The organism is Streptomyces sp. UW30 (genome assembly GCF_008042075.1).
GTDB lineage: Bacteria > Actinomycetota > Actinomycetes > Streptomycetales > Streptomycetaceae > Streptomyces.
In genome coordinates, this window is sequence record NZ_RDBN01000046.1 from 39,921 (window position 1) to 65,669 (window position 25,749).

Sequence of the window (25,749 nt, forward strand, 5' to 3'; positions counted from 1 at the left end):
GGTAACCGCCCCCGAGCCGTCGTCGGGCGTCCAGGTCCCCGCCGTACACCGCGACCCGCTCCCGCAGCCCCAGCAGGCCGCGGCCGGTGCCCGCCCCGTACCGCGCGACGGGGCGGGGCTGCGTCGGTGCCCCGCCGGTCAGCACGCTCGGCCCGGTGTTCAGCACCTCCACCCGCAGCGCGTGATCCGCGTAGCGCACCGTGACCTCGGCCTTTCCTCCGTCGCCGTGCTTGAGCGCGTTCGTGAGCGCCTCCTGGACGATGCGGTACGCCGTCACGTCGATTCCCTGCGGGAGCGGGCGGGGTTCGCCGGAGATCCGGACCTCGACCGGCAGCCCTGCGAAGGAGACGCGGTCGACGAGTTGGCCGAGCCGGTCCATGCCCGGCTGCGGGGCGAGGTCGGCGGCGGGGGCGCCGTACGCCTTCGGGTCGTCCGCCGTGTCGTCGTCCTCGCCGCTCGGCGACGGTGCCAACACCCCCAGCAGATGCCGTAGGTCCGTCATCGCGCCCCGTCCCGCGTCCTCCACCGCGCGCAGCGCCGCCGCGGCCTCGTCCGGCATCGTGCCCAGCACCTCGCGGGCGGCGCCGGCCTGGACCACCATCAGGCTGACGTTGTGACTGACGATGTCGTGCAACTCGCGGGCGATACGGTCGCGTTCGGCGGCGACCGCCGCGCTGGCCGCGCTCTCCCGCTCCCGCTCCAGCAGCCAGCCACGCTCCCCTACGGCATCCCGCAGGCGGCGCCGCGTCCGCAGCAGCGCCACGCTCAGCACCAGTACGGCCGCGTACGCCGCCGCCGCCACCCACCCCGAAGTCCAGTCCCCCATGGGGTTCACCCTGGCAGACGATTCCCCGCGTACGCATCGGCCGGGAGACGCACGCCCTGCATCCGGAGGATGAGGCGCCCGGCGATGTGCCATCCGGGGAGGGATGCCCGGGCCGGTTCCGCCTCGTAGCGTCCTGCCCATGACAGTCGAGGACAGCAGGGGAGAGGTCGTCGTACGACTCGACGGCGTGCGCAAGGAGTACGGCGAGACGACGGCGCTGGCCGGGGTGTCGCTGGAGATCCGGGCGGGGGAGGCGGTCGCGGTGATGGGACCTTCGGGGTGCGGGAAGTCCACGCTGCTCAACATGATCGCCGGCCTGGACCGGCCGACGGGCGGCGCGGTCGTCGTGCACGGGGAGAGCGTCGGGGAGTTGAGCGAGAAGGGGCTCGCCCTGTACCGGCGGCGCCGGATCGGCATGATCTTCCAGTTCTTCAACCTGATCGACGACCTGTCGGCACTCGACAACGTCGCGCTGGCGGCCCAGCTGACCGGCACTCCGGCCCGGCAGGCCCGCCGCCGTGCCCTGGAGCTCTTCGACGAGCTCGGCATCGCCGACCGGCGAGGCGCCTACCCCGCCGTGCTCAGCGGCGGAGAGCGCCAACGCGTCGCCGTCGCAAGGGCGTTGATGAACCGCCCCGCCCTGCTCCTGGCCGACGAGCCGACCGGCGCACTGGACAGCCGCTCCGGAGAACAGGTCATGGATCTGCTGCTCGACCTCAACCAGATCGGCCAGACGCTGATCCTGGTGACCCACGACGAGCATCTAGCCCGGCGCTGCGCCGGCCGCCTGATCGAGTTCGCCGACGGCCGGGTGACCGGCGAGCACACCCTGGAGCCGTCCGCATGAGGGCCGTGTGGCGCGCCGCGCGCGCGGCGGTACGGCGGCGCAGACTCCAGACCCTCGTCATCGCGCTGGTCACCCTGACCTCGACCGTGGCCATGGTGATCGCCCTCGGCCTGCTCGACGCCGCCTCCGCCCCCTTCGACAAGGCCTTCGGCAAGCAGCGCGGCCCTCATGTGGTCGCCGTGTTCGACCCGGACAAGGTCTCGCGGGCGCGGTTGGCGCAGGCGGCCCGGCAGCCCGGCGTCGAGGCCGCCGCGGGCCCCTATGCGCAGGCCACGGTCGAACTGCCGGACGCCGGCATGCACTTCGGGCTCGGCAGCGAGATCACAGTTGTCGGCCGCGCCGACCCCGACGGCCCCGTCGACCGGCTGGATCTGTGGGCGGGACGCTGGGCCACCCGGCCCGGCGAGGTCGTGCTGAACCGGCAGTCCGACTGGACCCCGGACGACCTCGGCAAGCGGCTCCCGATGCCCTCGGGCGGCCCGGACCTCACCGTCGTCGGGTTCGCCTTCGACCTGAGCCGCACGGCGGACGCCTGGGTCGCGCCCGAGCAGATCGACGTGCTGCGGCCGACGGCCACCCAGATGCTGTTCCGGTTCCCGGGCGCGTCCTCGGACGACCGGCTGCGCGCACAGCTGGCCACCGTGACCGAGGGGCTCCCGGCGGACGCGCTCACCGCCTCGCGGTCGTATCTCGCCCTCAAACACCAGGTGAGCGGTTCGGCGCGGGCGTACACGCCCTATCTGATGGCCTTCGGCATCCTCGGCATCGCGGTGGCGGTGCTCATCATCGCCAACGTGGTCAGCGGCGCGGTGATCTCCGGGTTCCGGCACATCGGGGTACTCAAGGCGCTCGGCTTCACGCCGGGGCAGGTGGTCGCCGTCTACCTCACGATGATCTCCGTGCCGGCGGTCGTCGGGTGCGCGCTCGGCACGGCTGCCGGAAACCTGCTGGCGGGCTTCTTCTTCGAGTTCGTGTTCTCGGGGCCCGACGCGGGGGTGTTCCACGGCAGCGTCTCCGTCTCCGCCTGGGTGAACGCGGTCACGCTGCTCGGCATGCCCGCCGTGTGTCTCCTCGCCGCGCTGGCCCCCGCGCTGCGCGCCCACCGCATGTCGGCGGCACGGGCGATCAGCGCGGGCAGCGCCCCACGCGCGGGCCGCGCCCTGGGCATCCAGCGCCGCCTGGCCGGCAGCAGGCTGCCGCGCTCGGTGAGCCTGGGCGTGGGCCTGCCGTTCGCCCGGCCCGGCCGAAGCGTCCTGACGCTGGCTGCCGTGGTCCTCGGGGTGACCACGGTGACGTTCGCCACCGGCCTCGCGACGACGATGGACCGGTTCGGGAACGCGGGGCGCGACGCCTATCAAGTGACGGTGTACGCCTCCAACTTCAAGCACGGCAAGGAGATCCGGCCGGAGCACGACGACCGTGAACTCCAGTCGCTGCTGGGCGGGTTGCCCGGAGCGACCGGGATCACCGCCCGGGCCTCCGTCGACGTACGCCTCGCGGGCAGTGCGCATCCGGTGATCCTCGAAGGCCGCCGCGGCGACCGGCTCGAACTGGGCGGCGTACTCACCGACGGCCGGTGGATGCGCGCGAGCGGCGAGATCGTGGCCGGGTCGGCCTTCCTGCGCCAGAACGGCGTACGCGTCGGCGACCGGGTCGGTCTGGAGAAGGGCGGTCGCACCGAACGGGTGCTGGTCGTCGGGGAGTTCATGGAGAGCAACGCCCGGGTGGTGGTCGCCGACTGGCCCACGCTCGCGGCGCTGGCCCCGGACGAGAAGCCCATCGCGTACCACGTCGCGCTCCGGGACGGCACCGACCCGACCGCCTACGCCCGCGCGGCACGGGCCGCCGACCCCGGGATCTCACCGGATGTGCGGGGCTCCAACTCCATCACGCAGACCATCGTCGGCTCCGCCACCGCCCTCACCGTCATGCTCGCCGTGGTCGCCGCCCTCGGCGTCTTCAACACGGTCGTCCTCAACACCCGTGACCGCAGGCGCGACCTGGGCATGCTGAAGTCCATCGGCATGACGCCGCGCCAGGTCACGGTGATGTCCGTGACGTCGATGGCGGTGCTCGGCGCGATCGGCTCCCTGCTCGGCATCCCGCTGGGCGTGGCGGGCTACGAGCTGGTGATCCCACGCATGGCGGACGCGGTGGACATCACCCTGCCCGCGTACATGACGGACGTGTGGCAGGCCCCGGCCCTGACGGCACTCGCCCTGGCGGGGCTGGTCATCGCGATGCTGGGCGCGTTCGTGCCGGCACGGCGGGCGGGGCGGTTGACGATCGCGGAGGTGCTGCGGAGCGAGTGAGCGGGGGCACTCCGCCGGAGGGCCTTGATGCGGCGCGCAGAAAGGGCGTTTGCGCAGAAGGGGCGGCCGGTCAGCGCGAGCAGCGCCCGCCGTCCGCCATCACCAACTCCACGTCCTCTGCCCGCACCCGCAGGGCGTGGCGGAAGGTGTCCTTGCCTCGGGACGGTGACGGGTCCCAGAGCCAGACGGTGTCACCGCTCGGCTGGAACGAGAGCACCGGGTGTCCGGTCGGGACCGGGCCGTTGACGACGGGTGTCTCGGCGCCGAGGGGCTTGACGCAGACGAGTTCGGGGTGCAGGCCGAAGTAGCCGGGGGGACGGTGGCCCGCCGCTGCCGCCCGCATCGTCCGGTCGGCGGACTTCTCCACGTCGTCGAGCGCGATCTGCACCACGGTCAGGACGGCGACGATCCCCGTCAGGACCAGCATCAGACGGAAGAACGCGCTGACGGGCGCCTGCACGTTGAAGTGCCGGGCCCAGCCGGCCACCGCGACTAGCCCCAGGAGGAACAGCACGGCCACGACCAGCGGCCGCAGGGCCACGACGTACTGCCAGTAGAAGCCCACATGCACCGCGTCGGCCGGGATCCCGAACATGTCCTCCAGGTAGACGGCGTGCAGGAACGCCCCTACCCACGGCATGACGAACGGCAGCGGCGCGGCGAGGACGGGGAGGAACCACTGCACGTTGCGGCTGAACCAGGACGCGCTCAGCGCGTACCACAGCCCGAAGGCCGTGAGCCCGAGGCCCAGGACCATGCCCAGGCCGGCCAGCATCCCGGACAGCCCCGCGTCCTCGGAGCGCCCCCACATCCAGCCGGCGAACGTCCCGCTGCCCGTGAGGACGACGCCGCAGCCCAGCCGGATCAGCTTCGGACGGGGTGCGTTCGAGGTCAGCCACGCGCCCGTCGGCCAGCAGATGGCCGCGGGGACCAGCAGGGCGGTGAAACGCCACGGGGAACCGAGCGCGCCGAGGAGGACGCCGCTCGCGACGCAGGCCAGCACGATGACGCTGATCACCGCGATCCGGCCGGCCTCGCGACGGCGTTCCGTGGACCCGGCCTCGGACCGGGGCCCGATCGCCCGGCGTATGTCGTGCGTGTCGGGATCGAACGGCGGCCCGCCGATGTTGCGCGCCTCCAACTCCGCGAGTACCTGCGTCCGTTGCTCGTCGGAGTACTCGCCGCGCAGGTGCAGCGTGTGGCGAATGTCCAGGCCGCCGACGGCCGTCCAGTGCTCGGCCAGCCACCGCAGGACGGGCCCCGCGTCGTCCGGCGCCTTGCGGTGCACGTGATAGACGGTCTGTGTCTGCGCGGACTTGGGCGGGATGAGCTTGCTCTCGCGCACCCACAGGTCGAGCTTGCGCCGCTTGGCGAGCGTCGTCAGCTGCTCCACGGCCGTCGACCTCGCGGTCCAGCGCGAGCCGTGGACCGGGATCTCGACGATCAGCCCCGCGTACCCGTCGTCCACGGTGACCGAGTCCGCGGCGCGCGCAGGCCGCACTCCCCACCCCTGGGCGCCGAACACCCCGCTCGCCAGCTCCAGTTCGTCCTGGTCGTCACGGACCTCGACGACCAGGCGAACCCGGCGGTTGTACGGTCCAAGAGCCTCCGGTGTCACCGGAGAAGTCTCGCACCGTCACCCGATCGGCGCGTACAGCACCCCCAGCTTGTCGATCTCGTCGCCGGCCCGACCCGTGAACCCGACGATCTGCCACCCGGACGGCGCCGAGAAGGTCTTCGTGTCCGACGTCGCCGTACCGGCGGACAGCGTGCGGCCCCTGTCCGTGGTGAAGGCGGCGGAGAAGATCCGCGTACGCCCGTCCTTCTGGCCCTGCGTCAGCTTGACGGCGGTGAGGTGCTCGCCGGAGGCCAGGGTCAGGGACGTCGCCGTGCCGCCCGTGCCGCCGTGGGTGAGGGCCGCGGCGCCGTCGTGGGTCAGGGACACCGCGTCCAGGCGGGAGCCGCCGCGCAGCGTCAGGGTGCGGGGCGCGGGCGTCGCCGGCAGGTCGTCGGCGTCGTTGAAGGTCGTGCCGTGCGGGCCGCCGAAGAAGTCGCTCGCCTTGAGGGACGAGTCGAGGGTGTAGGAGAAGTCGACCGTGTGCGGGAAGTGGTCGGAGAGGTGCTTGCCGTCCTCACGCAGGAACTTCGCCCAGTCGTTGTGGTACCGGGTGGCGTTCAGGGTCAGCAGCTCGCTGCCGCGGTACAGGACCTTGTCCACGACCTCGCAGTCGTCGGTCGGGGCCTTCGCGTCGCACAGCAGCGCGTCACTGCCCGCCGCCGGGGGCGTGCCGCCCTTGACCAGCCGCACCCAGGCGTCGGTGAGGCCGTTCTCGTCGACGAGCGTGCGGATGTTGTCGCCGGTGCGCGTGTAGCGGGTGTTGGTGTCGCCCATGACGATCACCGCGTTGCCGGCCGAGTTGGCCTGGATGAAGTCCGACAGCTGCTCGACGTTGGCGCGGCGGGCGGCGAGCGCCGCGTCGTCGGAGTCGGCGTTGGTGTGGACGTTGTACAGGTCCACGAACACGCCCTCGGCCAGGCGCACCCGGGCCAGCGTGAAGCCCTTCGGCGTCAGGCAGTTGGTGCCGGTGCAGTTGTTCCACTTCACCCGCTCGAAGTCCTCGAAGGAGTGGTCCGAGAGGGTGTTCAGGCCGTCGCCGATACCCGCGCCGCCGCTGGTCGCGGTGCGGTAGGGGTGGGTGTCGTTGGCGTACAGCGAGGCGTGGTAGTTGAAGTCCTCCTGGACGTTGACGATGTCGTACGGCGCCAGCCGCTGCCCGATGAGCGGGGTGTTCGTCTCGGGGTCGCTGTCGCCGAGGCCGAGGGGGAGGCCCGCGACGTTGTACGTCAGGACGTTGAAGGAGCCGGAGGTGGCGGCTGTCGCGGGCGTGGCGGCGGTGGCGGTGAGGCCGGTGAGGGCCAGCGCGGCCGCCGCGAGCGTGCCGATCAGTCTTCTCATGGTGGGGGTGTCTCCGGGGGTGACGAAGAAGTTGAATTCTGAAGGTGAGCGCTGCTCAGGTTCGGTGTCAACCCGGCTGACGTACAAGGGCAGTTGAGGAAACTGTGAGAGTCGCGGCGTTCCGCCGCGTCGGTGGCACTCCGTGGCCACGCGCCGCTTGTTCAATGTTCATGTTTCGCCTTGATCCTCCACAGGCGGCGCAACAGCGCCGCAGAAGGCAGCCGCTGGCAGGCAGCGGCATCCCAGGAGGCGTTCATGGGACACGGGCACGCGCACGGCCACCACCACCACGGACACGACCACGACCACTCGCACGACGCGGCAGCCGCTCTGCCCGCCGCCTTCGACCCCTCCGTGCCCGACGAGGCCCTGACCCCCGAGCAGCAGTCGCGCCGTACCCTGCTGCGCCGGGCCGGTCTGCTGGGCGCGGGTCTGGCCGCCGCGAGCGTCGTCGCGCCGACCGCTGCCGCCGCCGCGACCTCCGCCTCCGCCACCGAGGCGCCGGCCTCCGCGGGCCGCAGGAGCAACGGCTTCCTGTGGCTGTCCGGTGACCACCACATCCACACCCAGTACAGCAGCGACGGCAAGTACCGCGTCGTCGACCAGGTCCGCCAGGGCGCCAAGCACGGCATGGACTGGCTGGTCATCACCGACCACGGCAGCACGACCCACGCCAAGATCGGCGTCGAGAAGGTCAACCCGGACATCCGGGCGGCCCGCGCCGCCTACGAGGACACCCTCGTCTTCCAGGGCCTGGAGTGGAACATCCCGGCCGCCGAGCACGGCACCGTCTTCGTGCACCCCGGCCAGAACGAGGTCTCGGTCCTCAAGCAGTTCGAGACCGACTACGACGGCAGCGTCAAGGGCGCCTCCGACTCGACGCCCGCCAACGAGGCCCTCGCCATCGCCGGCCTGAACTTCCTCGCCGAGCAGGTCCAGCGCCGCAAGGTCAAGGACGCGCTGATGCTCGCCAACCACCCGGCGCGACGCGGTGTCGACTCCCCGCACGAGATACGCAACTGGCGCGACGCGGGCCGTACCCGCCAGATCGCCATCGGCTTCGAGGGCGCCCCGGGCCACCAGGCCGCCGGCCTGCCCGCCCCCATGGGTCCCGGCCGCGCCCGCGGCATCTACGACAACAACCCCAGCGCCAACTCCTTCGCCGGCTTCCCGCTGGAGAGCTACCGCACCTGGGGCGGCTTCGACTGGATGACGGCGACCGTCGGCGGCCTGTGGGACAGCCTGCTCGCCGAGGGCAAGCCGTGGTGGATCACCGCCAACTCCGACTCCCACCAGGTCTACGCCGACACCGCGGCGCGCGGCACCGGCGGCAACTTCGACACCGACGGCCGCCACCCGGACCCGGTCTACGGCGGCCAGATCGACATCGCCCAGGGTGACTACTGGCCCGGCCAGTACAGCCGTACGCACGTCGGCTCCGACGGCTTCTCCTACGCCGCCGTCATGGAGGGCATCCGCGCGGGCCGCATCTGGGTCGACCACGGCCAGCTGCTCAGCGCCCTCGACGTCCGCGTGAGCGGCGGGTACCGCTGGGCCACGCTCGGCGGCGCGCTGCACGTCCGCAAGGGCACCAACGTGACGCTGACGGTCGACGTGGCGATGGCCGGCGGGCCCAACTGGGCGGGCTTCGTGCCCAAGCTGGCCCGTGTCGACGTCATCCAGGGCGACGTGACCGGCCCGGTCGCCGACAAGGACACGTTCACCGCGCCGACGGCGAAGGTCGTCAAGTCCTACGAGGTGAACAAGTCCAGCGGCACGGTCCGCCTCACCTACGACCTCGGCAAGGTCGACTGCCCCGTCTACGTGCGCGTGCGCGGCACCGACGGCAACCGGGGCGGCGTCGGGCCGATGGGCGCCGCCGTGGACCCGGCCGGCCCGGCCATCGACGTCGTCGGTGACGCCGACCCGTGGCGCGACCTGTGGTTCTACTCCAACCCGGTGTGGGTCCTGCCCTCGTGACCCCGTACGTTCTGACCGTGGACGCGAGGATCCGGGACCTTCGCGCGGCCGACCACCTGCTCCACGGCCTGGCGGCCGAACTCGCCCTCCCCGAGGGCGTGTTCGGCTGCACCCACCTGGTGCGGGGAGAGCGCCCGCGCGTCGCTCTCTCCCTCGCCCTCCCGTCCGAGTCGCTCCTGCGTACCGCCCAGGAGCGGCTCGCGGCCGGAGGCCACGACGTGGCGCCGGGGATCCCGGACGCGGTCGGCCGGGCGGTCCTCTACCCGGGCGTCGGCGCACTGACCGGCACGCTGACGATCGCCGACGTCCTGTCCCGCTCGGCGATCGACCGCGTGACGGTTCTGGGCGGGCAGGGCCAACCCGCCCCGGACGCGTTACTGGTGACGGGCGATCATGTCCGCCCCGGCTGGCAGAACGACGAACTCGTCCTGACCGCCATGCCGGCGGTGGGCGGCACCCTCGTACCCTTCGAGGTCCCGGATCCCACCCCGTGCTGCGCCGACCACTGAGCGGATCGTAGGCTTGCCGGGGTTACGGAGTCGGGTTTCGGACGGGGGGTCGGGTGACGTACGAGGCGGAACGCCACGGCGAAGCCGATCGACGTCGCAGACCTCCCGAGCCGCCCCCGGACGACCCTGCCCGCCCGCTGTGGCGGCAACGGGACTTCGGGATCTTCTGGGCCGCGCAGACCCTCTCCGTCCTCGGCGACTCCTTCGCCCTGATCGCCCTGCCCCTGCTGGTGCTCCAGGCGACGGGCTCGCTCGCCCGCATGGGCCTGCTCACGGCGGTCGGCGGGGCGGCGGCGGTCGTGGCGGCGGTGTTCGCCGGGGCCGTCGTGGACCGCGTCGACCGGCGCAAGTTGCTCATCGGCTGCGACCTCGTGCGCATGGCGCTGTACGGACTCGTCCCGCTGGTCTGGCTGTTCGGGCCGCAGATCTGGCTGCTGTATGTCGTGCTGCCCCTGTGCGAGGCCGTAGGCATGCTGTTCGCCGTCGGCTATGTCACCGTCGTCCGCGGCCTGGTCGGCACCGAGCGGCTCACCGAGGCCAACGGCCGGCTGAACGCCACCGCCGCCGCGGCCGGCGTGCTCGGGCCGCTGTGCGCGGGCCTGGTCGCCGCCTGGTCCGGCCCCGCCACGGCGGTCGGCGTGGACGCGGCCAGCTTCGGCGTCTCCGCCGCGTGCCTGGTCTTCGTACGACTGCGTGAGCGGCCCGGCAAGTCGCCGGAGCGGACCGGACTGTGGCGGGACCTGCGCACCGGGATCGCCTTCCTGCGCGGCCACCCGGTGCTGCGCGCGCTGACGGCCCTGCTGTTCGTCTTCAGCTTCCTCACCCTCGGCCTCACCGACCTGGTCATCTACCACCTCAAGCACGACCTCGGCCACGACGACGACGCGGTCGGCACCGTCATGGCCGTCGGCGCGCTCGGCACCATCGCCGGCGCCCTGCTGGTGGCCCGGGTCCGCCGCGGGCTCGGCTTCGGAGCGACCTGGACCGGCTCGGTCGCGGTGTGCGGCCTCTCCTTCGCCGGGCTCGGCTGGGCGCGGGACGTCCCCGTCGTCGCGGCCCTGACCGCGGCCTTCCTGGCCTGCGTCGGCATGGCGGGAACCTGCTCCATGTCGCTGCGTCAGGAGGTCACCCCGGAACCGCTCCTGGGCCGGGTCACCTCCGCCTTCTGGACCCTGCAGTACTCCGCGGCCCCGATCGGCGCGGCCGTCCTCACCTGGGCCGCGGAACACCACGGCACCGCCCCGGTCGCCCTGCTGGCGGGAGCGTGCTGCGTACTGATCGCGGTCGCCGCGCTCTTCACGCCGATACGAGGCTCGGGTCACCGGACCTGACCGGCCGGCCTCGTGCTTCATATCGTCACAGCGGTCACCCGCAGGGTGGAACTCTGCGGCGCAGTAAGCCGATTCACTGGCCAGCCGCTCCAGGGCGCCCTCTCGCATCCGGACTCTGGCGCCATGTCCATCATTGATTCCCTACGGGGAGCCTCACGTGCCCTGACCGCCCTGGTCATGGCGCTGGCGTTCATCGTCGCCGTACCGCACGGTGCGTTCGCCGCACCCGGTGACCTGGACACCACGTTCGGCACCGGGGGCCGGGTCAGCATCACCACCACCAACTCCGCCGAGGCCGAGGACGTGGCCGTCCAGCCCGACGGAAAGATCGTCTCGGTCGGAGGGGAGCAGGACCCCGAGTACCTCGACGACGAGTTCGCCCTGACACGGCACAACTCCGACGGCAGCGTCGACACGTCCTTCGGCGGCGGCGACGGCGAGGTGCTGACCGATTTCGAGAACGGCAACGACGTGGCCCAGCGGGTGGCGGTACAGCCCGACGGGAAGATCGTCGTGGCCGGCCGCCACCAGGAGACCGACGACGAGTTCGCGGGCTGCTGCTGGTTCACGGTGGCCCGCTACAACTCCGACGGCAGCGTCGACACCTCCTTCGGGGGCGGCGACGGCTGGGTCAGCCCCGGCCTGGCCGGCGGCGCGGAGGAAGCCGTCGGAGTCGCGTTGCAGCCCGACGGGAGGATCGTCGCCGGAGCGTTCGCCGGCGGCTGGTTCGCGGTCCTGCGGTACCTGCCGGACGGGAGCCCGGACGGCACCTTCGGCGGCGGTGACGGCGTGACCATGACCGCGTTCTCCGACACGGGCGGCGGCGGTGCGACCGCGCAGGACATGGCCCTCCAGCCCAACGGGAAGATCGTCATGGCCGGCTCCGCGGGCGAGAGCTTCTTCGACTTCGCCGTGGCGCGCTACAACCCCGACGGCAGCCCGGACACCACCTTCAGCGGCGACGGCAAGGTCACCACGGACCTCGGCGGATACAACTGGGCCGAGAGCGTGGCCGTGCAGTCGACCGGCAGGATCATCGTCGGCGGACAGAGCGCGGACCGCTTCGCCCTCGTGCGCTACAACGTCGACGGCAGCCGCGACACCACCTTCGGCACCGGCGGAGTCGCGACCACGGACTTCGGCGGCACAGCCCGCGTGAGCGACCTCGTGGTCCAGCCCGACGACCGGATCGTCGCCGGCGGCAGCGGGTCGCCCGGCGACTTCCTGCTCGCCCGCTTCAACGCCGACGGCACCCTCGACACCGGCTTCGGCACGGGCGGCCGCACCACGACCGACTTCGGCGCGGGCGACCGGGCGAACGCCCTCGCCCTCCAGTCCGACGGCAAGGTCGTCGCCTTCGGCAACAGCGACAGCGCCCTGCGCGTCATGGCCCGTTACCTCGGCCGCCCAGACCCAGTTGACGGGTCTCCTGCTGCACGTGCTGCGCCGCGTTTTCGATGGACTGCCAGGTGCGGAACACCTCGAGCGCGACGAGGGCCGTCACCAGCAGCGCCCGGCGGCTCAACACCCGGCGTCGCCGCTCGCCGTCCGTCCAGCCGGGGCGGTCGTAGGAGAGAATCGCGAGGGGGAGGGCGAAGGTGAGGAAGCCGCCCACTGCCTTCGGGAGGACGTTCAGGGGGTAGCTGCCGAAGGTGCCGAGGAGTTCCTCCAGCCAGCGGCCCCAGTAGTCGGCGGCGGGGTAGCGCAGGCACGCGGCGGCCACGGCCGTGAACAGGGCCGCCTCCAGGAGCATCCCGCCGATGACCGCGGCGATCAGGTACGAGACGCGGCCCGCCGTCCAGTCCAGGTCGCTGCGGCCGAGGGCGCCCACCATGAGGCCTGCCGCGACCGTCAGGTCGCCGATCGCGTTGGTGGGGAAGTAGTCGAGCTGGACCTGGCGGTGCACCGGCATCGGGCGCAGGAGATAGATGTCGATCCGACCCTCCTGGACCTGCCGGCCGATGAAGTGCACACGGCCCAGCAGCAGGACGAACAGCCCGTGCGCGAGCATCCGGACCGCCGGGATGAGCAGGACGTCGGAGCTGTCCCAGCCGCCCATCCCCGTGAACCGGGCCAGCAGCACCGTCGCGAACACGATCACCGACATCTGCCAGATCGCGCCAATCGCGATGTTCAGCAGGAACTCCGTGCGGTACTCCATCGCGGCACGGATGTTGAGCAGCGAGATGCGCCACACGATGCGCAGCGACTTCACAGCCTTCGACGACATCTCAGCCTCCCTGCGAGATGACGCGCCGCGCGGCCCGCCGCCACACCCGACGGGTGAACAGGGCCAGCACGACGACCCACGCCGCCTGCACCGCCAACTGCCCTGTGGTGTCGCCGAGTTCGATGCGGCCGACGTAGATCGACAGCGGCACGCTCAGGGTCGCCTGGAAGGGGAGGAACGCGCTCAGGGTGATGAACCAGTCCGGGAAGAACCACAGCGGCGCGTACACCCCGGACAGCAGGTTCTGCGCGAAGATCAGGATCAGCATCGCGGAGTTGTTGCGGATGGTGAAGAAGCACAGCTGGTCGAGCAGGAGCATGACGTAGTAGAGGACCCATTGGCCCAGCAGCATGCTCACCGCGAACACCCCTGCCGCGGCCGCCGACTTCGGGGGTTCCACGACCACCGCGGCCAGGCAGACCACATACCCGCCCAGCGCCCACGCCAGCCCGTACAGCTGCTCGCCCAGCGCGCGCAGGGCGTAGTAGCGCTGGGGCGGCAGCGGGCGCAGATACCAGTACACGATCGTGCCGAAGTGCATGTGCTGAAGCACTGTGTCCCGGCCCGCGTGCTGGTCCAACTCCCGCAGCCGGGAGGCCAGTACGGCCATCACCGCGTAGGTGACCGCCTGCTCGCGGGTCAGCCCGGCGGTCGTCCCGGTGTGCGCGTACAGCCCGCGCCACAGTGACGCCACCAGGACCACCTGGACGGTCAGCCGGAGCAGGACGGCCGTCATCCGGGGCGGTGTGTGCAGTTCGCCGAGCGGGGTGACGCGGGCGGCACGCCAGCCGTGCAGGACGGAGGCCATCTCAGGCTCCCTCCGTCCCGGGACCGGCATGTACGTACGCGGCCCGCATCACGTCCTCCAGGTCCGCCTCGTCGAGGGCGAGGTCCGTCACCTCGTACCGCTCGATGACCTGCTTCAGCGCCTGGTGCACGGTCGGTGCGTCGGAGCCGTCCGGCCCGAAGACCGCCTTCGGTCCCTCGCGGCGCAGCAGGGCGATGCCCGGCAGGGAGCCGACCTCGCAGTGCGGGTCGGCCAGCGTCACCCGCACCTGCCAGGTCGAGCCGAACTTGCGGCGGATCTCGTCGAGCGTGCCGTCCAGGACGAGCCGCCCGTGGTTGATCAGGACCACCCGCTCGGCGAGCCGCTCGACCTCCGTCATGTCGTGGGTGGTCAGCAGGACCGTCCGGCCGCGCTCCTCCACCTGGTGCCGCAGGAACTCCCGCACCTGCTCCTTCACCACCACGTCCATGCCGATCGTCGGCTCGTCGAGGAAGACGACCGGCGGGTCGTGCAGCAGCGCGGCGGCCAGGTCGGAGCGCACGCGCTGGCCGAGGGAGAGGTGGCGGACGCGGGTGTCCCAGAAGGAGGAGAGGTCGAGGAGGTCGTCGAACTCCTTGAGCCGCGCCGCGTGTTCGGCCTTCGGCACCTCGTAGATGTCCCGCAGGATCGCGAACGACTCGCGCACCGGGAGGTCCCACCACAGCTGGGTGCGCTGCCCGAACACCGTGCCGATGTTGCGGGCGTTGCGCTCCCGCTCCTCGTAGGGCACGACACCCGCGACCCGGGCCTCGCCGGCGGTGGGCGTGAGGATGCCGGTGAGCATCTTGATGGTGGTGGACTTGCCGGCGCCGTTCGGGCCGAGCAGGGCGAGGAGTTCGCCGGGGGCGACGGAGAAGGTGACGTCGCAGACGGCGTGCTTGGCGACCTTCTGCGGGTTGACGAGTGAGCGCAGTGCGCCGGCGAACCCGGGGCGGCGGACGGTGGTGTGGAAGGTTCGGGACAGGCCGCGAACCTCGATGCTGTCACTCAAGGGGCATCAACTCCTTTGTGCTGCACGCAAGTTGCGGCCGGTCGGCATGCGCTGCCGACCGGCCGCGACACGGAAGCGTGTCACTCGGCGGGCGAGAACACGAACGAGAATTCCGCCGGCTCGGCCTTCAGGAAGTACTGCGGCAGCGGACCCGGACCGCAGGACTGCGAGCCGATGCCGTGCTGGCCGTGGTCGAGGTTGACCCAGACCGTGTCGCCCGGCGTGAGGTCGCTCAGATGCCGGGCGGCGTCCAGCTGCTCGGTCGTCCAGCGCCGCGCGCTGAACCAGAACTCCGGCTCGCCGTCGATGTGCAGCCCACCGAGCTCCACCCAGCGCACGTCGGACCGGGCGCCGTTCTCCTGCGGCCGCAGATACGGCGTCTGGAGTTCCTCGATGTCGGCGTCCCACAGCAGGGCCTTCGCCGCGGCCCTGGTGTCCGGGTACGCCTCACCTCCGCTGCCGAACCAGGACACGATCCCGGTGGACGCCGCCCGCAGCCCGAACCGGACGCCGAGCCGGGGCAGCGGCACCTTCCAGTCGCCCTCGGGAGTGACCGACACGGTGAGGCGCAGTCGGGTGCCGTCCGACGTCCACCGGTACACCGTGCGCAGGCCCACCTCCCGGGCCGCGGGCGCCACCCGGGTCCGTACGGTCAGCGCGTCGCCGTCCGCCTCCACGCCGTCGAGCCGGTGCCGCATACGGTGCAGGCCGAGCCCCCGCCACAGCGAGCCGTAGCGCGCGTCGTCCTGCCAGGACGCGCCCTCGTCGTTGTCGGTGGGGGCGCGCCACACGTCCAGGCGCAGACCGGTGACGTCCACCCCGCCGATGGACCGCAGCGCACCGGTACGGGCGTCGAAGGCGGCCGGGCCGAGCACGATCCGGTCGCCGTCGGCCGTGGGCCCCGCACCCGTGGCCGCCGGGAGGGCCGCACGCGGCGCGACGGTCCGCTGCGCCCACGCCACCTCATGGCCCACGCCGGCCCAGGGGGTGTCCTCGGCGAGCAGCGCCCGGACCGTCCACTGGACCTCGTCGCCGTTGCCGTCGGGGGCGGGCGCCGGCAGCTTGACCTCCGCCGACTCACCCGGCGCGAGCGGCGGCACGGTGAGCGTGTGCGCCCCCGTGGGCATGCCGTCCACCTGATGGGAGAACTCGAAGCGAAGGTGCGAGAGATCGGCGAAGTCGTACGCGTTCGTCACCCGTACGGTGCCGTCCGCGCCGGCGCCCTCGATACGGACCGGCTCGATCACCTTCTTGTACTCGACGAGCCCCGGCGACGGCGTCCGGTCGGGGAAGATCAGCCCGTCGCAGACGAAGTTGCCGTCGTGCAGCTCCTCGCCGAAGTCGCCGCCATAGGCGTAGCCCAGCTCGGGATGCTTGATGCCGTGGTCGATCCACTCCCAGATGAAGCCGCCCTGGAGCCGCTCGTACCGCTCGAAGATCTGCTGGTAGTCGGCGAGGCCGCCCGGGCCGTTGCCCATCGCGTGCCCGTACTCGCACTGGATGAAGGGGAGGTCGCGCCGGGCGTGCGGGCCGCCGTCCAGGTGCTGCCCGATCCGCTCGACCTCCGCGTGCGAGGCGTACATCCGCGAGTAGACGTCCGTGTTCCGGCAGTTCCAGTCGCCCTCGTAGTGCACGAGCCGCGAGGCGTCCCGGCCGTGGATCCACTCGGCCATCGCGGTCAGGCCGCGCCCGGTGCCCGCCTCGTTGCCCAGCGACCAGAAGACGACCGAGGGGTGGTTCTTGTCGCGCTCGACCATGCGGGCCGCGCGGTCCAGCAGGGCCGGCGTCCAGCGGTCGTCGTCGACGGGGTTGTCGCGCCAGCCCTGCTCGGTGAAGCCGTGGGTCTCCAGATCGCACTCGTCGATGACCCACAGGCCCAGCTCGTCGCACAGGTCCAGGAAGGCCGGGTGCGGCGGGTAGTGCGAGGTGCGTACGGCGTTCAGGTTGTGCCGCTTCATCAGCAGCACGTCCTCGCGCATGGTCTCCAGGTCGAGGGCGCGGCCCTTCTCGGGGTGCCACTCGTGCCGGTTCACGCCCTTGAAGAGGACCGCCTTGCCGTTGACCTTGATCAGGCCGTCTTCGAGGGCGACCGTACGGAAGCCGATGCGCAGCGGCACGCGCTCACCCGCGGTGACCAGCTCGCCGTCGTACAGCTTCGGCGTCTCCGCGGACCACGGCTCGACCGGGACCGTGACCGGCTCACCGGTCGCGACATCGATGTCGAGGGCGGGCACGGACACCCGCCCGTCGACGTCGGAGTCGACGCGCAGGGTGCCCTCGCCCGTGGTGTGGTCGTAGGAGGCGTGCACGAAGAAGTCGCCCGCCGCCCCCGTCGGCCGGTGCAGCAGGGTGACGTCACGGAAGATGCCGGGCAGCCACCACTGGTCCTGGTCCTCCAGGTAGGAGCCCGCCGACCACTGGTGCACACGGACGGCGAGCACGTTGCCGGCCGGCTTCAGCAGCTGACCGACCGCGAACTCGTGCGGCAGGCGCGAGCCCTTGAACTCGCCGAGCTCCGTGCCGTTCAGCCAGACGCGGGCGCAGGACTCCACGCCGTCGAAGCGCAGGACGGCGCCGCCGTCGTCCGGGGCCGGCCAGTCGTCGGGCAGGTCGAAGACGCGCAGGTGGTCGCCGGTCGGGTTCTCCGTCGGGACGCGCGGCGGGTCCACCGGGAAGGGGTAGAGGTGGTTGGTGTAGATCGGCGCACCGAACGCGCCGTCGCCCTGCAGGACCCAGTGGCCGGGGACCGTGACCTCGGCCCAGTCCCCGGCGTCGTATCCCTCGGCGGCGAAGGAGTCGTCCTCGGCGTCGGCGGTCGCCGAGAGCCTGAAGCGCCAGTCGCCGCCCAGGGACAGGGACTTCGCATCCGAGGCGGCGTACCAGGCGCGGGGCGGGAGGGCCCCGCGGCCCGGGGAGACGTCCTCTACGTAGTCGACGGTTCGGGTAGTGCGGAAAGACATCTGTCTCCTTGCTCAGCCCTTGATTCCGGTCTGTGCGATCCCCTGTACCAGCCAGCGCTGGAGGAAGAGGAACACGAACACCAGGGGCAGGATGGAAATGACCGTGGCCATGAAGATCAGGTGGTAGTTGACGGTCTGGTTCGTCATGTACGACGAGAGCGCGACCTGGACCGTCCAGGCGCTCGGGTCCTGGCCGATGACCAGCGGCCACAGGAAGGCGTTCCAGCCGTTGATGAACGTGATCGTGGCGATCGCCGCGAAGAAGTTCAGCGAGTTCGGCACCACGACACGCCAGTACGCGCCCCAGTAGCCGAGCCCGTCCACGCGTGCCGCCTCCTCCAGTTCTTTGGGGAACCCGAGGAAGTACTGCCGGAAGAGGAAGCAGGTGAAACCACTGAAGAGGCCCGGAATGATGAGACCTCGGTAACTGTCCACCCAGCCGAGTGACGACACGAGGACGAAGCTGGGCACGAACGTGACGGCCGTGGGAACCATCAGGGTCGCCAGGACGGCGTAGAACACCTTGTTGGCGTGCTTGTACGGGATGCGGGCCAGGCCGTATCCGGCCATCGAGCAGATCAGCAGGATGCCCGTGGTGTGCAGGACGGCGACGACCACGGAGTTCCACAGGGCACGGGCGAAGTCGACCGTGACGTCGTCGAACGGCTCGGTGATGTTGCCCCACTGGATGTCCGTGGGGAACCACGTCCACTCCTCGCCCGTGATCTCCGGGTCCGTCATCAGGGCGTTGCGGACGATCAGGTAGAAGGGGATCAGGAAGAGGAACGCGGCGACGCCGGTCGCGACGTACAGCCCGGTGTTGCCGATGACACCGCTGCCGCGCCTGCTCCTGGCCGGTTTCGTCCTGCCGGTCTCGGGTGCTGTGGTGGTCACTTGGACTCCTCACCCCTTCCGAAGCCCATGATCTTGCCCTGGAAGAGTGTGACGACGCAGATGAGCAGGGTCAGCACGACCGCGCCGGCGCTGCCCGCGCCGTAGTTCTGGTTCTCGCCGAGAGCCATCTTGTACAGCTCGACCAGCGGGGGCTGGCCCCAGGTCGCCTTCGAGAGCAGGTTGAAGAACTCGTCGAAGGCCTGGTAGGCGGCGATCAGCAGGAGCAGGATCACCGCGGTCGAGGTGGCACGCAGCTGGGGCAGGGTGATGTACCGGAAGGTCTGCCAGCCCGGCTTGGCGCCGTCGATGGCGGCGGCCTCGTACAGCTCCCGCGGGATGTTCTGCAGCGCCGCCAGGAACAGGATCATGTAGAAGCCGGACTGCAGCCACAGGCGTACGGTCACGATGACCAGCCAGTACCAGGGCGGGTCGGGGACCGCGAGCCAGGCGATGTTGTCGATGCCGAACCAGCCGAGGACGGTGTTGGCCAGGCCGAAACGGACGCCGTTGAAGAGGGACATCTTCCAGATCAGCGAGGCGGCGACATAGCTGACCGCGGTCGGCAGGAAGAACACCGAACGGAAGAAAGCCCGCATGAACCGCAACCGGTTGACCAGCATCGCAAGGCCCAGCGACATGGCCCAGGTGGCGGGCACGATGAACGCGGCGAACACGGTGAACGTGACCAGCGAGTTGCGGAAGTCGGTGTCGGTGAGGATCTGCCTGTAGTTGTCGAAGCCGGTGAACTCGCTCGGCGTGACCGTGAAGCGTGCCTCGAAGAAGCTGAGGTAGATGCTCCAGCCGATGGGCACGAAGACGAAGATCACCAGGCCGATCAGGAACGGACCGGTGAAGAGCCAGAAGTTGAAGTTGCTGGACGCCCTCAGGCCCCGCCGCGGCCGGTCCTTGGAGACCTTGGCCGGGGCGGGGGAGGCGACCTCGCGTGAGGTGGTGGTCGACATGTCGAGATCCGCCCGGCGGCCTATCCGAACAGCTTCTGGAGCTCGGCGTCGACCTTCTTCTCGCAGGCGGCGAGCTGGGCCTTCGGGTCGCCGTCCTTGCGCACGGAGTTCGCCATCACGTCGTTGAACGAGGCGATCATGGCCTGGGTCCAGCCGATGTTGTCGAAGTGGCCGAACTCGTTGAACAGCTTGACGCCGTCGGCCGGCAGACCGGACTTCAGCTTGGTGGCGGATTGGGCGAGTGAGGTGCGCGGCGGAATGTGGAAGCCGTAGGAGGTGGCCCAGTCCTCCTGGTACTCCTTCTGGTCGAGCCACAGCCACTTGACGTACTCCTTGGCCGCCTCGACGTTCTTGCCCTTGGCGTTGACGAACATCGACCAGCCGCCGTTGTAGACCGACTTCTTGCCGGCCGAACCGACCTTCGGGAAGGGGAAGACGCCGATGTCGTCGCCGAGCGCCTGCTGCATGGCCGGCATGGCCCACATGCCGCACCACTGGATCGCCGTCAGGCCCTGGGTGAAGGCCGAGGGGTCCCACCACTCGGTGGGGGCGCCGAGCAGCAGGTTGCCGCTGGTGAACAGGGAGCGCAGCTGCTTCAGGCCGTCGGCGACGGCGTCGGTGTTGAAGGCGGGCTTGTTGTCCGCGGTGAGGGTGTCGGCGCCGGCCGACCAGATCAGGTTGTGCTGGACCGGGGTGAGGTCGCTGCCGAGGAAGGCGCCCTTGACCTTGCTGGTGGTGAGCTTGTCGGCGGCCTCGATCAGCTCTTCCAGCGTGGTGGGCACCTCGYCCTTCGCCTTCTCGAAGAGCGAGGGCCGGTAGAAGAAGAACTGCGGGTCGTCGATCATCCGGACGCCGTATATCTTGCCGTCGACCGTGTGCGACGTGATGTCGGCCTGGTTGAAGTCACTCTTGACCGGCTCGATGATGTCGGTCAGGTCCGCCACCTGACCGCTCTTGATGAGCTGGATCTGCGGGTGGAACTCGAAGACGTCGGGCGCGTTGCCGGTGAGCAGCGCGGCGAACAGCTTCTGCTCGAAGTTGGAGCCGGTGATCCACTGCGTGCTCACGTCGGCGTCCTTGTACGCCTTCGCGTACTTCTTGATCGCCTGCTCGGTGCCCGCCTCGCCATAGGCGTGGAAGTACTGCACGAGGCTCTTGCCCGAACCGGACCCGCCCCCACGGCCGTTGTTGCCGCCGCACGCCGCGAGCCCGCCGGCGGCGGCCAGGCCCATCGCGGCCCGCAGTACGGTCCGGCGGTTGAAGTTGCTGTTGCTCGATGCCGACATGGTGACGTCCTTGTCTCGAGTGCGGCTGCGGCGCTACGTCCCAGAGGGAGCGGCTCAGCGCCAGATGGCTCAAATGGGGGTGCGGTGCGGGACGTTAACCTTCGGCTAAGGCTTCGGCAAGGGGTTGGACGAAGTCGGCACGAAGCGTTGTGCAACGTTCGGGATACCGGACGTGAGGGGGTTGCGAGCCGTCGCCCCGAGGGCCCGCAACCCCCTTGTCCGAAAGGGGAGTTACTGCCGGAACCAGGCCTGGTTGGTGCCGCCGTTGCAGGTGTACACGCCCACCTTGCTGCCGTCGGCGGTTGCCTGCCCGCCGACGTCGAGGCACTTGCCGGAAGCCTCGCTGACGATCTGCCCGTTGGAGTTCAGCAGCCAGCGCTGCCCGGCGTCACCGGTGAAGTCGGCGGAGGCCGCGAGCCCCGAACCGCCCACCGTCAGATAGCCGTTCACGCCCTTGAGCGCACCCCGCCCGTCGTACGACCACGACTGCCCGGCCCCGCCCGTGCAGGCGCCGATCACCGAACCCGAGGCGTCCGCCGTCAGGCACTTGCCCGACTGCTCCCCCTGCCAGGCCCCGGTCACGGCCGTGGTGGCGCCGTACGGCTTCTGGTCCAGGACGTACGTCGTGATGGAGCGGGCCGGCAGCGACGCGGACACCGCGGCGCCCTTCACAGCGGGCTTCGCGACGTTCGCCCAGTTCTCGTCGGCCGACGTGCGGACCGCCTGGGTCGCGCGCAGCGGCGACCTGCTGTTGAAGTGCAGGTCCAGGGCCGTGTCGGCGGTGTTGTGGTTGTTGACCACGACCACCCACTTGCCGCCCCGGTCGTACACGGATGCCTCCACACCCTCCGGCAGCCCCGTCACGTCGTGCATGACCGAGCCCGGCTTCACGAACTTGCTGTACTGGCCGAGCGCGTAGTACCGCTTGGTGAAGTACAGCGTCTGGTTGCCGTTCGTGGCGTAGTTCGGGTCGTAGTAGATCAGGCCGTCGTTCCAGCCCTGGTCGTTCTTCGCGAGCGGGTCGGAGCCGATCATCTCCGACAGGGCGACCCACCAGTGGAACGCGGAGTCGTGGGCGGTCGCGAAGTCCTTGTAGATGATCCGGGAGAGGTTCAGACCGCCGTCGATCGTCGGGTCGTACTCCTGCGCCCAGCCCGTGCCGCCCTTGCCGAAGCAGCAGACCTCCGTGGACCAGGCGGTCTTGCCCGCCGACTTCGACGTCTCGTACACCTTCGCGCGGTTGGCGTCGGAGGGGTTGTCGTAGGTGTGGTGGGCCAGCTTGTCGACGTACTGGGCGGTGCCCGGCTCGTTGATCCAGCGAGGGACCTCGTCGTTGAACTTCACCGTGCTGGTCGACTCGTCGGCGATGATGCCGGTCTTCTGCCCTCGGGCCTGCTGCTCGGCGCCCAGCGCCCGCACGATGTCGTCGCGCTGCGGGACGTCGACGAGCATGCCCTCCTGACCGCAGGAGTCGAAGCTGTTCGTCGGCTCGTTGAAGGGGCTGATGTAGTCGAGCTTCACGCCCTGCTTCGTGAAGTGGTCGGTGACGTCCGCGACGTACTTCGCGAAGTCCTGCTCGTTCTCCGCCTTCAGATAGCCGCCGCAGCTCTTGCCGTTGGTCTTCCACGCGGCCGGCGCGGTGTTGACGAAGCCGATCAGGTCCTCGACGCCGTACTTGGCGGCGGCGTACAGGAACGTACGGCCCGCCTTGTCCTGGCTCCAGTCGTACGTGCCGTCGTCGCCCAGGAAGTCCTCGGCGGCGCGCGGGGAATAGGTCACGCCCGTCCCACCGCCGCCGATGTTGTAGCGGTACGCGCTGAGGTCGAGGCCGCCGGAGGAGAACAGCAGGCTCGCGACCCGGGCCTGGACCTTGGGGTCGAAGTTCTTCAGGTCGTTGACCCACCACGCGCCGGAGGCACCGATGTTGTCGATGGCCTGGGCGGCGTGCGGGGAGACCTCGGCCGCCGGGGTGCCGGCGGCGTCCGCGGTCGGGGCGGATATGAGAGGGCCCGCCACAGCCAGTGCGGCAGCGGCGGTCAGCAGAACGGATCTACGGGGGTGGGGTTTCCTGCGGGGGAGAGTCACGTGCATCCCTTCCGTCGTCACGAAGGTGGTGCGGTACGGCTCCTTGCGGGGGTGGTGCGTTTTGCGGCAGTCCTCTGGCCCACGCTCTGGAGCGCCCCTTCGAGCGCGAAGGTCGCCGCGCCCAGGCACACCGGGTCGGTGGGGATGGCGGAGAGGACGATCTCGGTGGCGGCCAGCGGCCGCCTGAGCGCGTGCCGGGCGACGGCCTCGCGCACCTCGTGCAGCAGCGGTTCACCGAGCGCGGCGGCGACCCAGCTGCTGAGCACGACGACTTCGGGGTTGAACAGGTTCACCAGGTCGGCGATCCCCGCGCCCAGATAACGGGCCGTGTCCCGGACCACCTTGAGCGCCACCGGATCCTGCGCCGCGATCCCACGGGCCAGCGCGTCGATCGTCGCCGTCTGGTCCTCCGGGTGCAGCAGAGGGCTGTCGGCGGCCAGCTCCCGCAGGTTCACCATGATTCCGGGCGCACCGACATACGTCTCGACGCAGCCGTGGTTGCCGCAGTGGCACAGTCGCCCGTCCAGCACGAGCGTCGTGTGGCCCCACTCACCGGCACTGTTGCTCACACCCCGGTGCAGCCCGCCGCCGAGCAGAAGCCCCGCGCCCACACCGGTGCCGAGGTTGACCACCACGGCGTCCCCGCGACCGCGCGCGGCGCCGAACCACAGCTCGGCCACCGCGCTGGCGCGCAGCGGGTTGTCCATGTACAGCGGGTAGGCGATGTGCTCGGCGAGCAGGTCGAGCAGCGGCACGTCGTGCCAGTCCCAGTTGGGCGCGTACTCGGCGACGCCGGTGTCCCGGTCCACCTGCCCCGGCACGCTCACCCCGACGCCGAGCACCCGGGCGCCCTCCACCCCGGCCTGCGCGACCACCGAGCCGACGGCCGCGGCGACATGGCCGACGACCTGCTCGGGCCGGCTCTCGCCGGGGCGCATGTCCTCGTCGGCGCGGGCCAGGACGTTCAGCGCGAGATCGAACAGCTCGACCCGCACGTACGTCTCCGCGATGTCGACGCCGATCAGCGCGCCACCGGAGGCGTTGACGGCCACGAGCCCCCGGGGGCGGCCTCCGGCCGAGTCCTCGAACCCGACCTCCGTGATCATCCGGAGGTCGAGCAGCTCGCCCACGAGCGTGGCGACCGTGGCGAGACTGAGGCCGGTGGCGGCCGCCAGCTCCTGCCGGGAGGTGGGCGACGCGGCGATGATCTGGCGCAGCACCTCGTAGCGGTTCGCCGTGCGGATGTCGCGTGAAGTGCGCTTCACCGGGTGCCCCCGTCCCTTCGCTCGGGCCGGGTCGTCGTCGGCACCGGCGCGGCGCCAGGCTATGGTGTGCGGCGGACTTTCGACAAGGGGTTAGGAAAGGGGCTGTAGAAAGTCTTTCCGCTGGATGCACCAGGTGTGGGGGACCGGCGAGTATCAGTCGCGGGTCAGCCGCGCATCAGGCGCCGAGGATATCCCGCACAAACACGTTGGCGAACTTACCCTCCGGGTCCAGCTCCCGTGCCAGCGCCCGGAAGCCGGCCAGCCTCGGATACCGCCCCCGTACGACCTGCGCCGGCGCCGCGAACACCTTGCCCCAGTGCGGTCGCGGCTCGAAGGCGGCCAGCGCCTCCTCCAGCCGCCGCACCACCGGCAGTACGGCCGCCGTGTCCTCGATCCAGGTGAAGTGCAGGGCCACCGTGTCCCGTCCGTGGGCGGGGCTCAGCCACTGCTCGTCGGCCGCGACCAGGCGCACTTCGCAGGTCTGGAGCACGGGGGCGACGGTCCCCCGGATCCCGTCGATCGCGCGCAGCGCCGCCACGGCGTGCTCGCGCGCCAGCAGATACTCCGACTGGAGCTCCGCCCCGCTGCTCGGCGTGAACTCCGCCCGGAAGTGCGGCAGTCGCTCGTGCCACGGCCCGGGCACCCCGAACTGCTCGGTGCAGTTGACCGCGGGCATCCCGGGCACCGGGTGCAGCTTCTCGGTGGCGGGCACGGCCCAGGGGAAGTCGGGCATCGGCTGGTCGGTGCGCCGCTTGAGCCACACCTGCCGAAAGCCCGGCGCGCCCCAGTCGGTGAACAGGCTCACGCTGTACGCCGACGACATCACCGTCTCGAACGCCGCCAAGTCCAGCCCGTCCAGCGGCAGTTCGGTGAAGACGTGCTGCTCGACGTCGAAGGACGGCTCCAGGTCGAGGGTGAGCGCGGTGACGACGCCGAGGGCGCCCAGCGAGGTGACGGCGCCGCCGAAGCGCCGGTCGCCGCGGCCGATGGTCACGACCGACCCGTCCGCCGTGACCAGCTCCACCTCTCGCACGGACGTGGCCAGCGTGCCGTTGCCGATGCCCGACCCGTGGGTGCCGGTGGCGACCGAGCCGGCCACCGAGATGTGCGGCAGGGACGCCATGTTGGGCAGCGCGAGGCCGTGCGCGTACACCGCGCGGGCGAGTTCGGCGTACCGTACGCCGCCCGAGACGCGCACCGTACGGGCCGCACGGTCCACGTCGATCACCGGAGGCAGATCGGCGATCGACAGCAGGACGCCCTCGGGGCCCGGCTCGGCGATCTCGTTGAAGGAGTGCCCGCTGCCCAGCACCCGCACCCGTGTGCTCCCCGCGACCAGCGCGCTGATTGCGTCGATCGAGTACGGCCGCTGCAGCTCCTTGGCGGTGTAGGTGATGTTGCCCGCCCAGTTGGTGATCGTCTCCGTCATCCTCGCCGTCCTCCAGGGTGAGTGCCTGTGCGGTGACCCTCTCATCCGCGGCTGCCTACC

18 protein-coding genes and 1 pseudogene are annotated in these 25,749 nt (G+C 70.9%); 6 read left to right on the plus strand and 13 right to left on the minus strand.

Going from position 1 to position 25,749, the window contains the following annotated elements; genetic code table 11:
• Positions 1–826 (minus strand): sensor histidine kinase (locus EAO75_RS32615; RefSeq protein ID WP_147998797.1); only part of this gene is annotated, 826 nt, incomplete at its 3' end.
• Between the two features lie 139 nt (positions 827–965).
• On the opposite strand from EAO75_RS32615, the gene EAO75_RS32620 reads away from it, so the two are divergent.
• A complete protein-coding gene (locus tag EAO75_RS32620) occupies positions 966–1,673 on the plus strand; it encodes an ABC transporter ATP-binding protein (protein ID WP_147998772.1) in 708 nt (235 codons plus the stop codon).
• Positions 1,670–3,985: an FtsX-like permease family protein gene (locus EAO75_RS32625; protein ID WP_147998773.1), complete on the plus strand. Its 2,316-nt coding sequence runs from the start codon at positions 1,670–1,672 to the stop codon at positions 3,983–3,985. The genes EAO75_RS32620 and EAO75_RS32625 overlap by 4 nt, the downstream gene beginning before the upstream one ends.
• Positions 3,986–4,055: 70 nt before the next feature.
• Here EAO75_RS32625 and EAO75_RS32630 read toward each other — a convergent pair whose 3' ends face one another.
• Positions 4,056–5,603 carry a hypothetical protein gene (locus tag EAO75_RS32630; RefSeq protein WP_147998774.1) on the minus strand — a complete coding sequence of 516 codons (1,548 nt, stop codon included), beginning with the start codon at positions 5,601–5,603 and terminating at the stop codon, positions 4,056–4,058.
• A gap of 18 nt (positions 5,604–5,621) precedes the next feature.
• Complete coding sequence (locus tag EAO75_RS32635) at positions 5,622–6,941, minus strand: jacalin-like lectin (protein ID WP_147998775.1); 1,320 nt, start codon at positions 6,939–6,941, stop codon at positions 5,622–5,624.
• 255 nt (positions 6,942–7,196) lie between these two features.
• Between EAO75_RS32635 and EAO75_RS32640 the strand changes: the two genes are divergently transcribed.
• The 4 genes and pseudogenes from EAO75_RS32640 to EAO75_RS32655 form a co-directional block, all read left to right on the plus strand.
• Complete coding sequence (locus tag EAO75_RS32640) at positions 7,197–8,921, plus strand: PHP domain-containing protein (RefSeq protein ID WP_147998776.1); 1,725 nt, start codon at positions 7,197–7,199, stop codon at positions 8,919–8,921.
• Positions 8,922–8,938: 17 nt separating this feature from the next.
• Positions 8,939–9,430: a hypothetical protein gene (locus EAO75_RS32645; protein WP_261989511.1), complete on the plus strand. Its 492-nt coding sequence runs from the start codon at positions 8,939–8,941 to the stop codon at positions 9,428–9,430.
• Between the two features lie 53 nt (positions 9,431–9,483).
• Complete coding sequence (locus EAO75_RS32650; protein WP_147998778.1) at positions 9,484–10,761, plus strand: MFS transporter; 1,278 nt, start codon at positions 9,484–9,486, stop codon at positions 10,759–10,761.
• A gap of 177 nt (positions 10,762–10,938) precedes the next feature.
• A pseudogene (locus tag EAO75_RS32655) lies at positions 10,939–12,129 on the plus strand (calcium-binding protein); the annotation flags it as partial.
• Between the two features lie 16 nt (positions 12,130–12,145).
• Here EAO75_RS32655 and EAO75_RS32660 read toward each other — a convergent pair.
• The 10 genes from EAO75_RS32660 to EAO75_RS32705 form a co-directional block, all read right to left on the minus strand.
• Positions 12,146–12,991 (minus strand): ABC transporter permease, encoded by an 846-nt coding sequence (locus tag EAO75_RS32660; RefSeq protein WP_261989512.1) that lies wholly within the window; start codon positions 12,989–12,991, stop codon positions 12,146–12,148.
• 1 nt (position 12,992) lies between these two features.
• The gene (locus tag EAO75_RS32665) at positions 12,993–13,799 is read right to left on the minus strand and encodes an ABC-2 family transporter protein (RefSeq protein ID WP_147998779.1); all 807 of its coding nucleotides are present in this window, start codon (positions 13,797–13,799) and stop codon (positions 12,993–12,995) included.
• 1 nt (position 13,800) lies between these two features.
• Positions 13,801–14,808: an ATP-binding cassette domain-containing protein gene (locus EAO75_RS32670; RefSeq protein WP_147998780.1), complete on the minus strand. Its 1,008-nt coding sequence runs from the start codon at positions 14,806–14,808 to the stop codon at positions 13,801–13,803.
• An 80-nt stretch (positions 14,809–14,888) separates the two neighbouring features.
• Positions 14,889–17,768 carry a glycoside hydrolase family 2 TIM barrel-domain containing protein gene (locus EAO75_RS32675; protein WP_147998781.1) on the minus strand — a complete coding sequence of 960 codons (2,880 nt, stop codon included), beginning with the start codon at positions 17,766–17,768 and terminating at the stop codon, positions 14,889–14,891.
• A 12-nt stretch (positions 17,769–17,780) separates the two neighbouring features.
• Complete coding sequence (locus EAO75_RS32680; protein WP_147998782.1) at positions 17,781–18,662, minus strand: carbohydrate ABC transporter permease; 882 nt, start codon at positions 18,660–18,662, stop codon at positions 17,781–17,783.
• The gene (locus EAO75_RS32685; protein ID WP_147998783.1) at positions 18,659–19,624 is read right to left on the minus strand and encodes a carbohydrate ABC transporter permease; all 966 of its coding nucleotides are present in this window, start codon (positions 19,622–19,624) and stop codon (positions 18,659–18,661) included. Before EAO75_RS32685 ends, EAO75_RS32680 begins: the two co-directional genes overlap by 4 nt.
• Before the next feature lie 20 nt (positions 19,625–19,644).
• Positions 19,645–20,910 (minus strand): ABC transporter substrate-binding protein, encoded by a 1,266-nt coding sequence (locus EAO75_RS32690; protein WP_147998784.1) that lies wholly within the window; start codon positions 20,908–20,910, stop codon positions 19,645–19,647.
• Between the two features lie 231 nt (positions 20,911–21,141).
• A complete protein-coding gene (locus EAO75_RS32695; protein ID WP_147998785.1) occupies positions 21,142–23,001 on the minus strand; it encodes a glycoside hydrolase in 1,860 nt (619 codons plus the stop codon).
• An 11-nt stretch (positions 23,002–23,012) separates the two neighbouring features.
• Positions 23,013–24,260, minus strand: a complete 1,248-nt coding sequence (locus tag EAO75_RS32700) for an ROK family transcriptional regulator (protein ID WP_147998786.1) — start codon at positions 24,258–24,260, stop codon at positions 23,013–23,015.
• 175 nt (positions 24,261–24,435) lie between these two features.
• Positions 24,436–25,689, minus strand: a complete 1,254-nt coding sequence (locus EAO75_RS32705; protein WP_147998787.1) for an FAD-binding protein — start codon at positions 25,687–25,689, stop codon at positions 24,436–24,438.
• Positions 25,690–25,749 lie beyond the last annotated feature (60 nt).

Bases quoted from the DNA above. Each gene is read 5' to 3' on its own strand.
- EAO75_RS32620 (WP_147998772.1), top strand. From the start codon at position 966: ATGACAGTCGAGGACAGCAGGGGAGAGGTCGTCGTACGACTCGACGGC.
- EAO75_RS32625 (WP_147998773.1), top strand. From the start codon at position 1,670: ATGAGGGCCGTGTGGCGCGCCGCGCGCGCGGCGGTACGGCGGCGCAGA.
- EAO75_RS32635 (WP_147998775.1), bottom strand. From the start codon at position 6,941: ATGAGAAGACTGATCGGCACGCTCGCGGCGGCCGCGCTGGCCCTCACC.
- EAO75_RS32640 (WP_147998776.1), top strand. From the start codon at position 7,197: ATGGGACACGGGCACGCGCACGGCCACCACCACCACGGACACGACCAC.
- EAO75_RS32660 (WP_261989512.1), bottom strand. From the start codon at position 12,991: ATGTCGTCGAAGGCTGTGAAGTCGCTGCGCATCGTGTGGCGCATCTCG.
- EAO75_RS32665 (WP_147998779.1), bottom strand. From the start codon at position 13,799: ATGGCCTCCGTCCTGCACGGCTGGCGTGCCGCCCGCGTCACCCCGCTC.
- EAO75_RS32675 (WP_147998781.1), bottom strand. From the start codon at position 17,768: ATGTCTTTCCGCACTACCCGAACCGTCGACTACGTAGAGGACGTCTCC.
- EAO75_RS32685 (WP_147998783.1), bottom strand. From the start codon at position 19,624: ATGTCGACCACCACCTCACGCGAGGTCGCCTCCCCCGCCCCGGCCAAG.
- EAO75_RS32695 (WP_147998785.1), bottom strand. From the start codon at position 23,001: ATGCACGTGACTCTCCCCCGCAGGAAACCCCACCCCCGTAGATCCGTT.
- EAO75_RS32705 (WP_147998787.1), bottom strand. From the start codon at position 25,689: ATGACGGAGACGATCACCAACTGGGCGGGCAACATCACCTACACCGCC.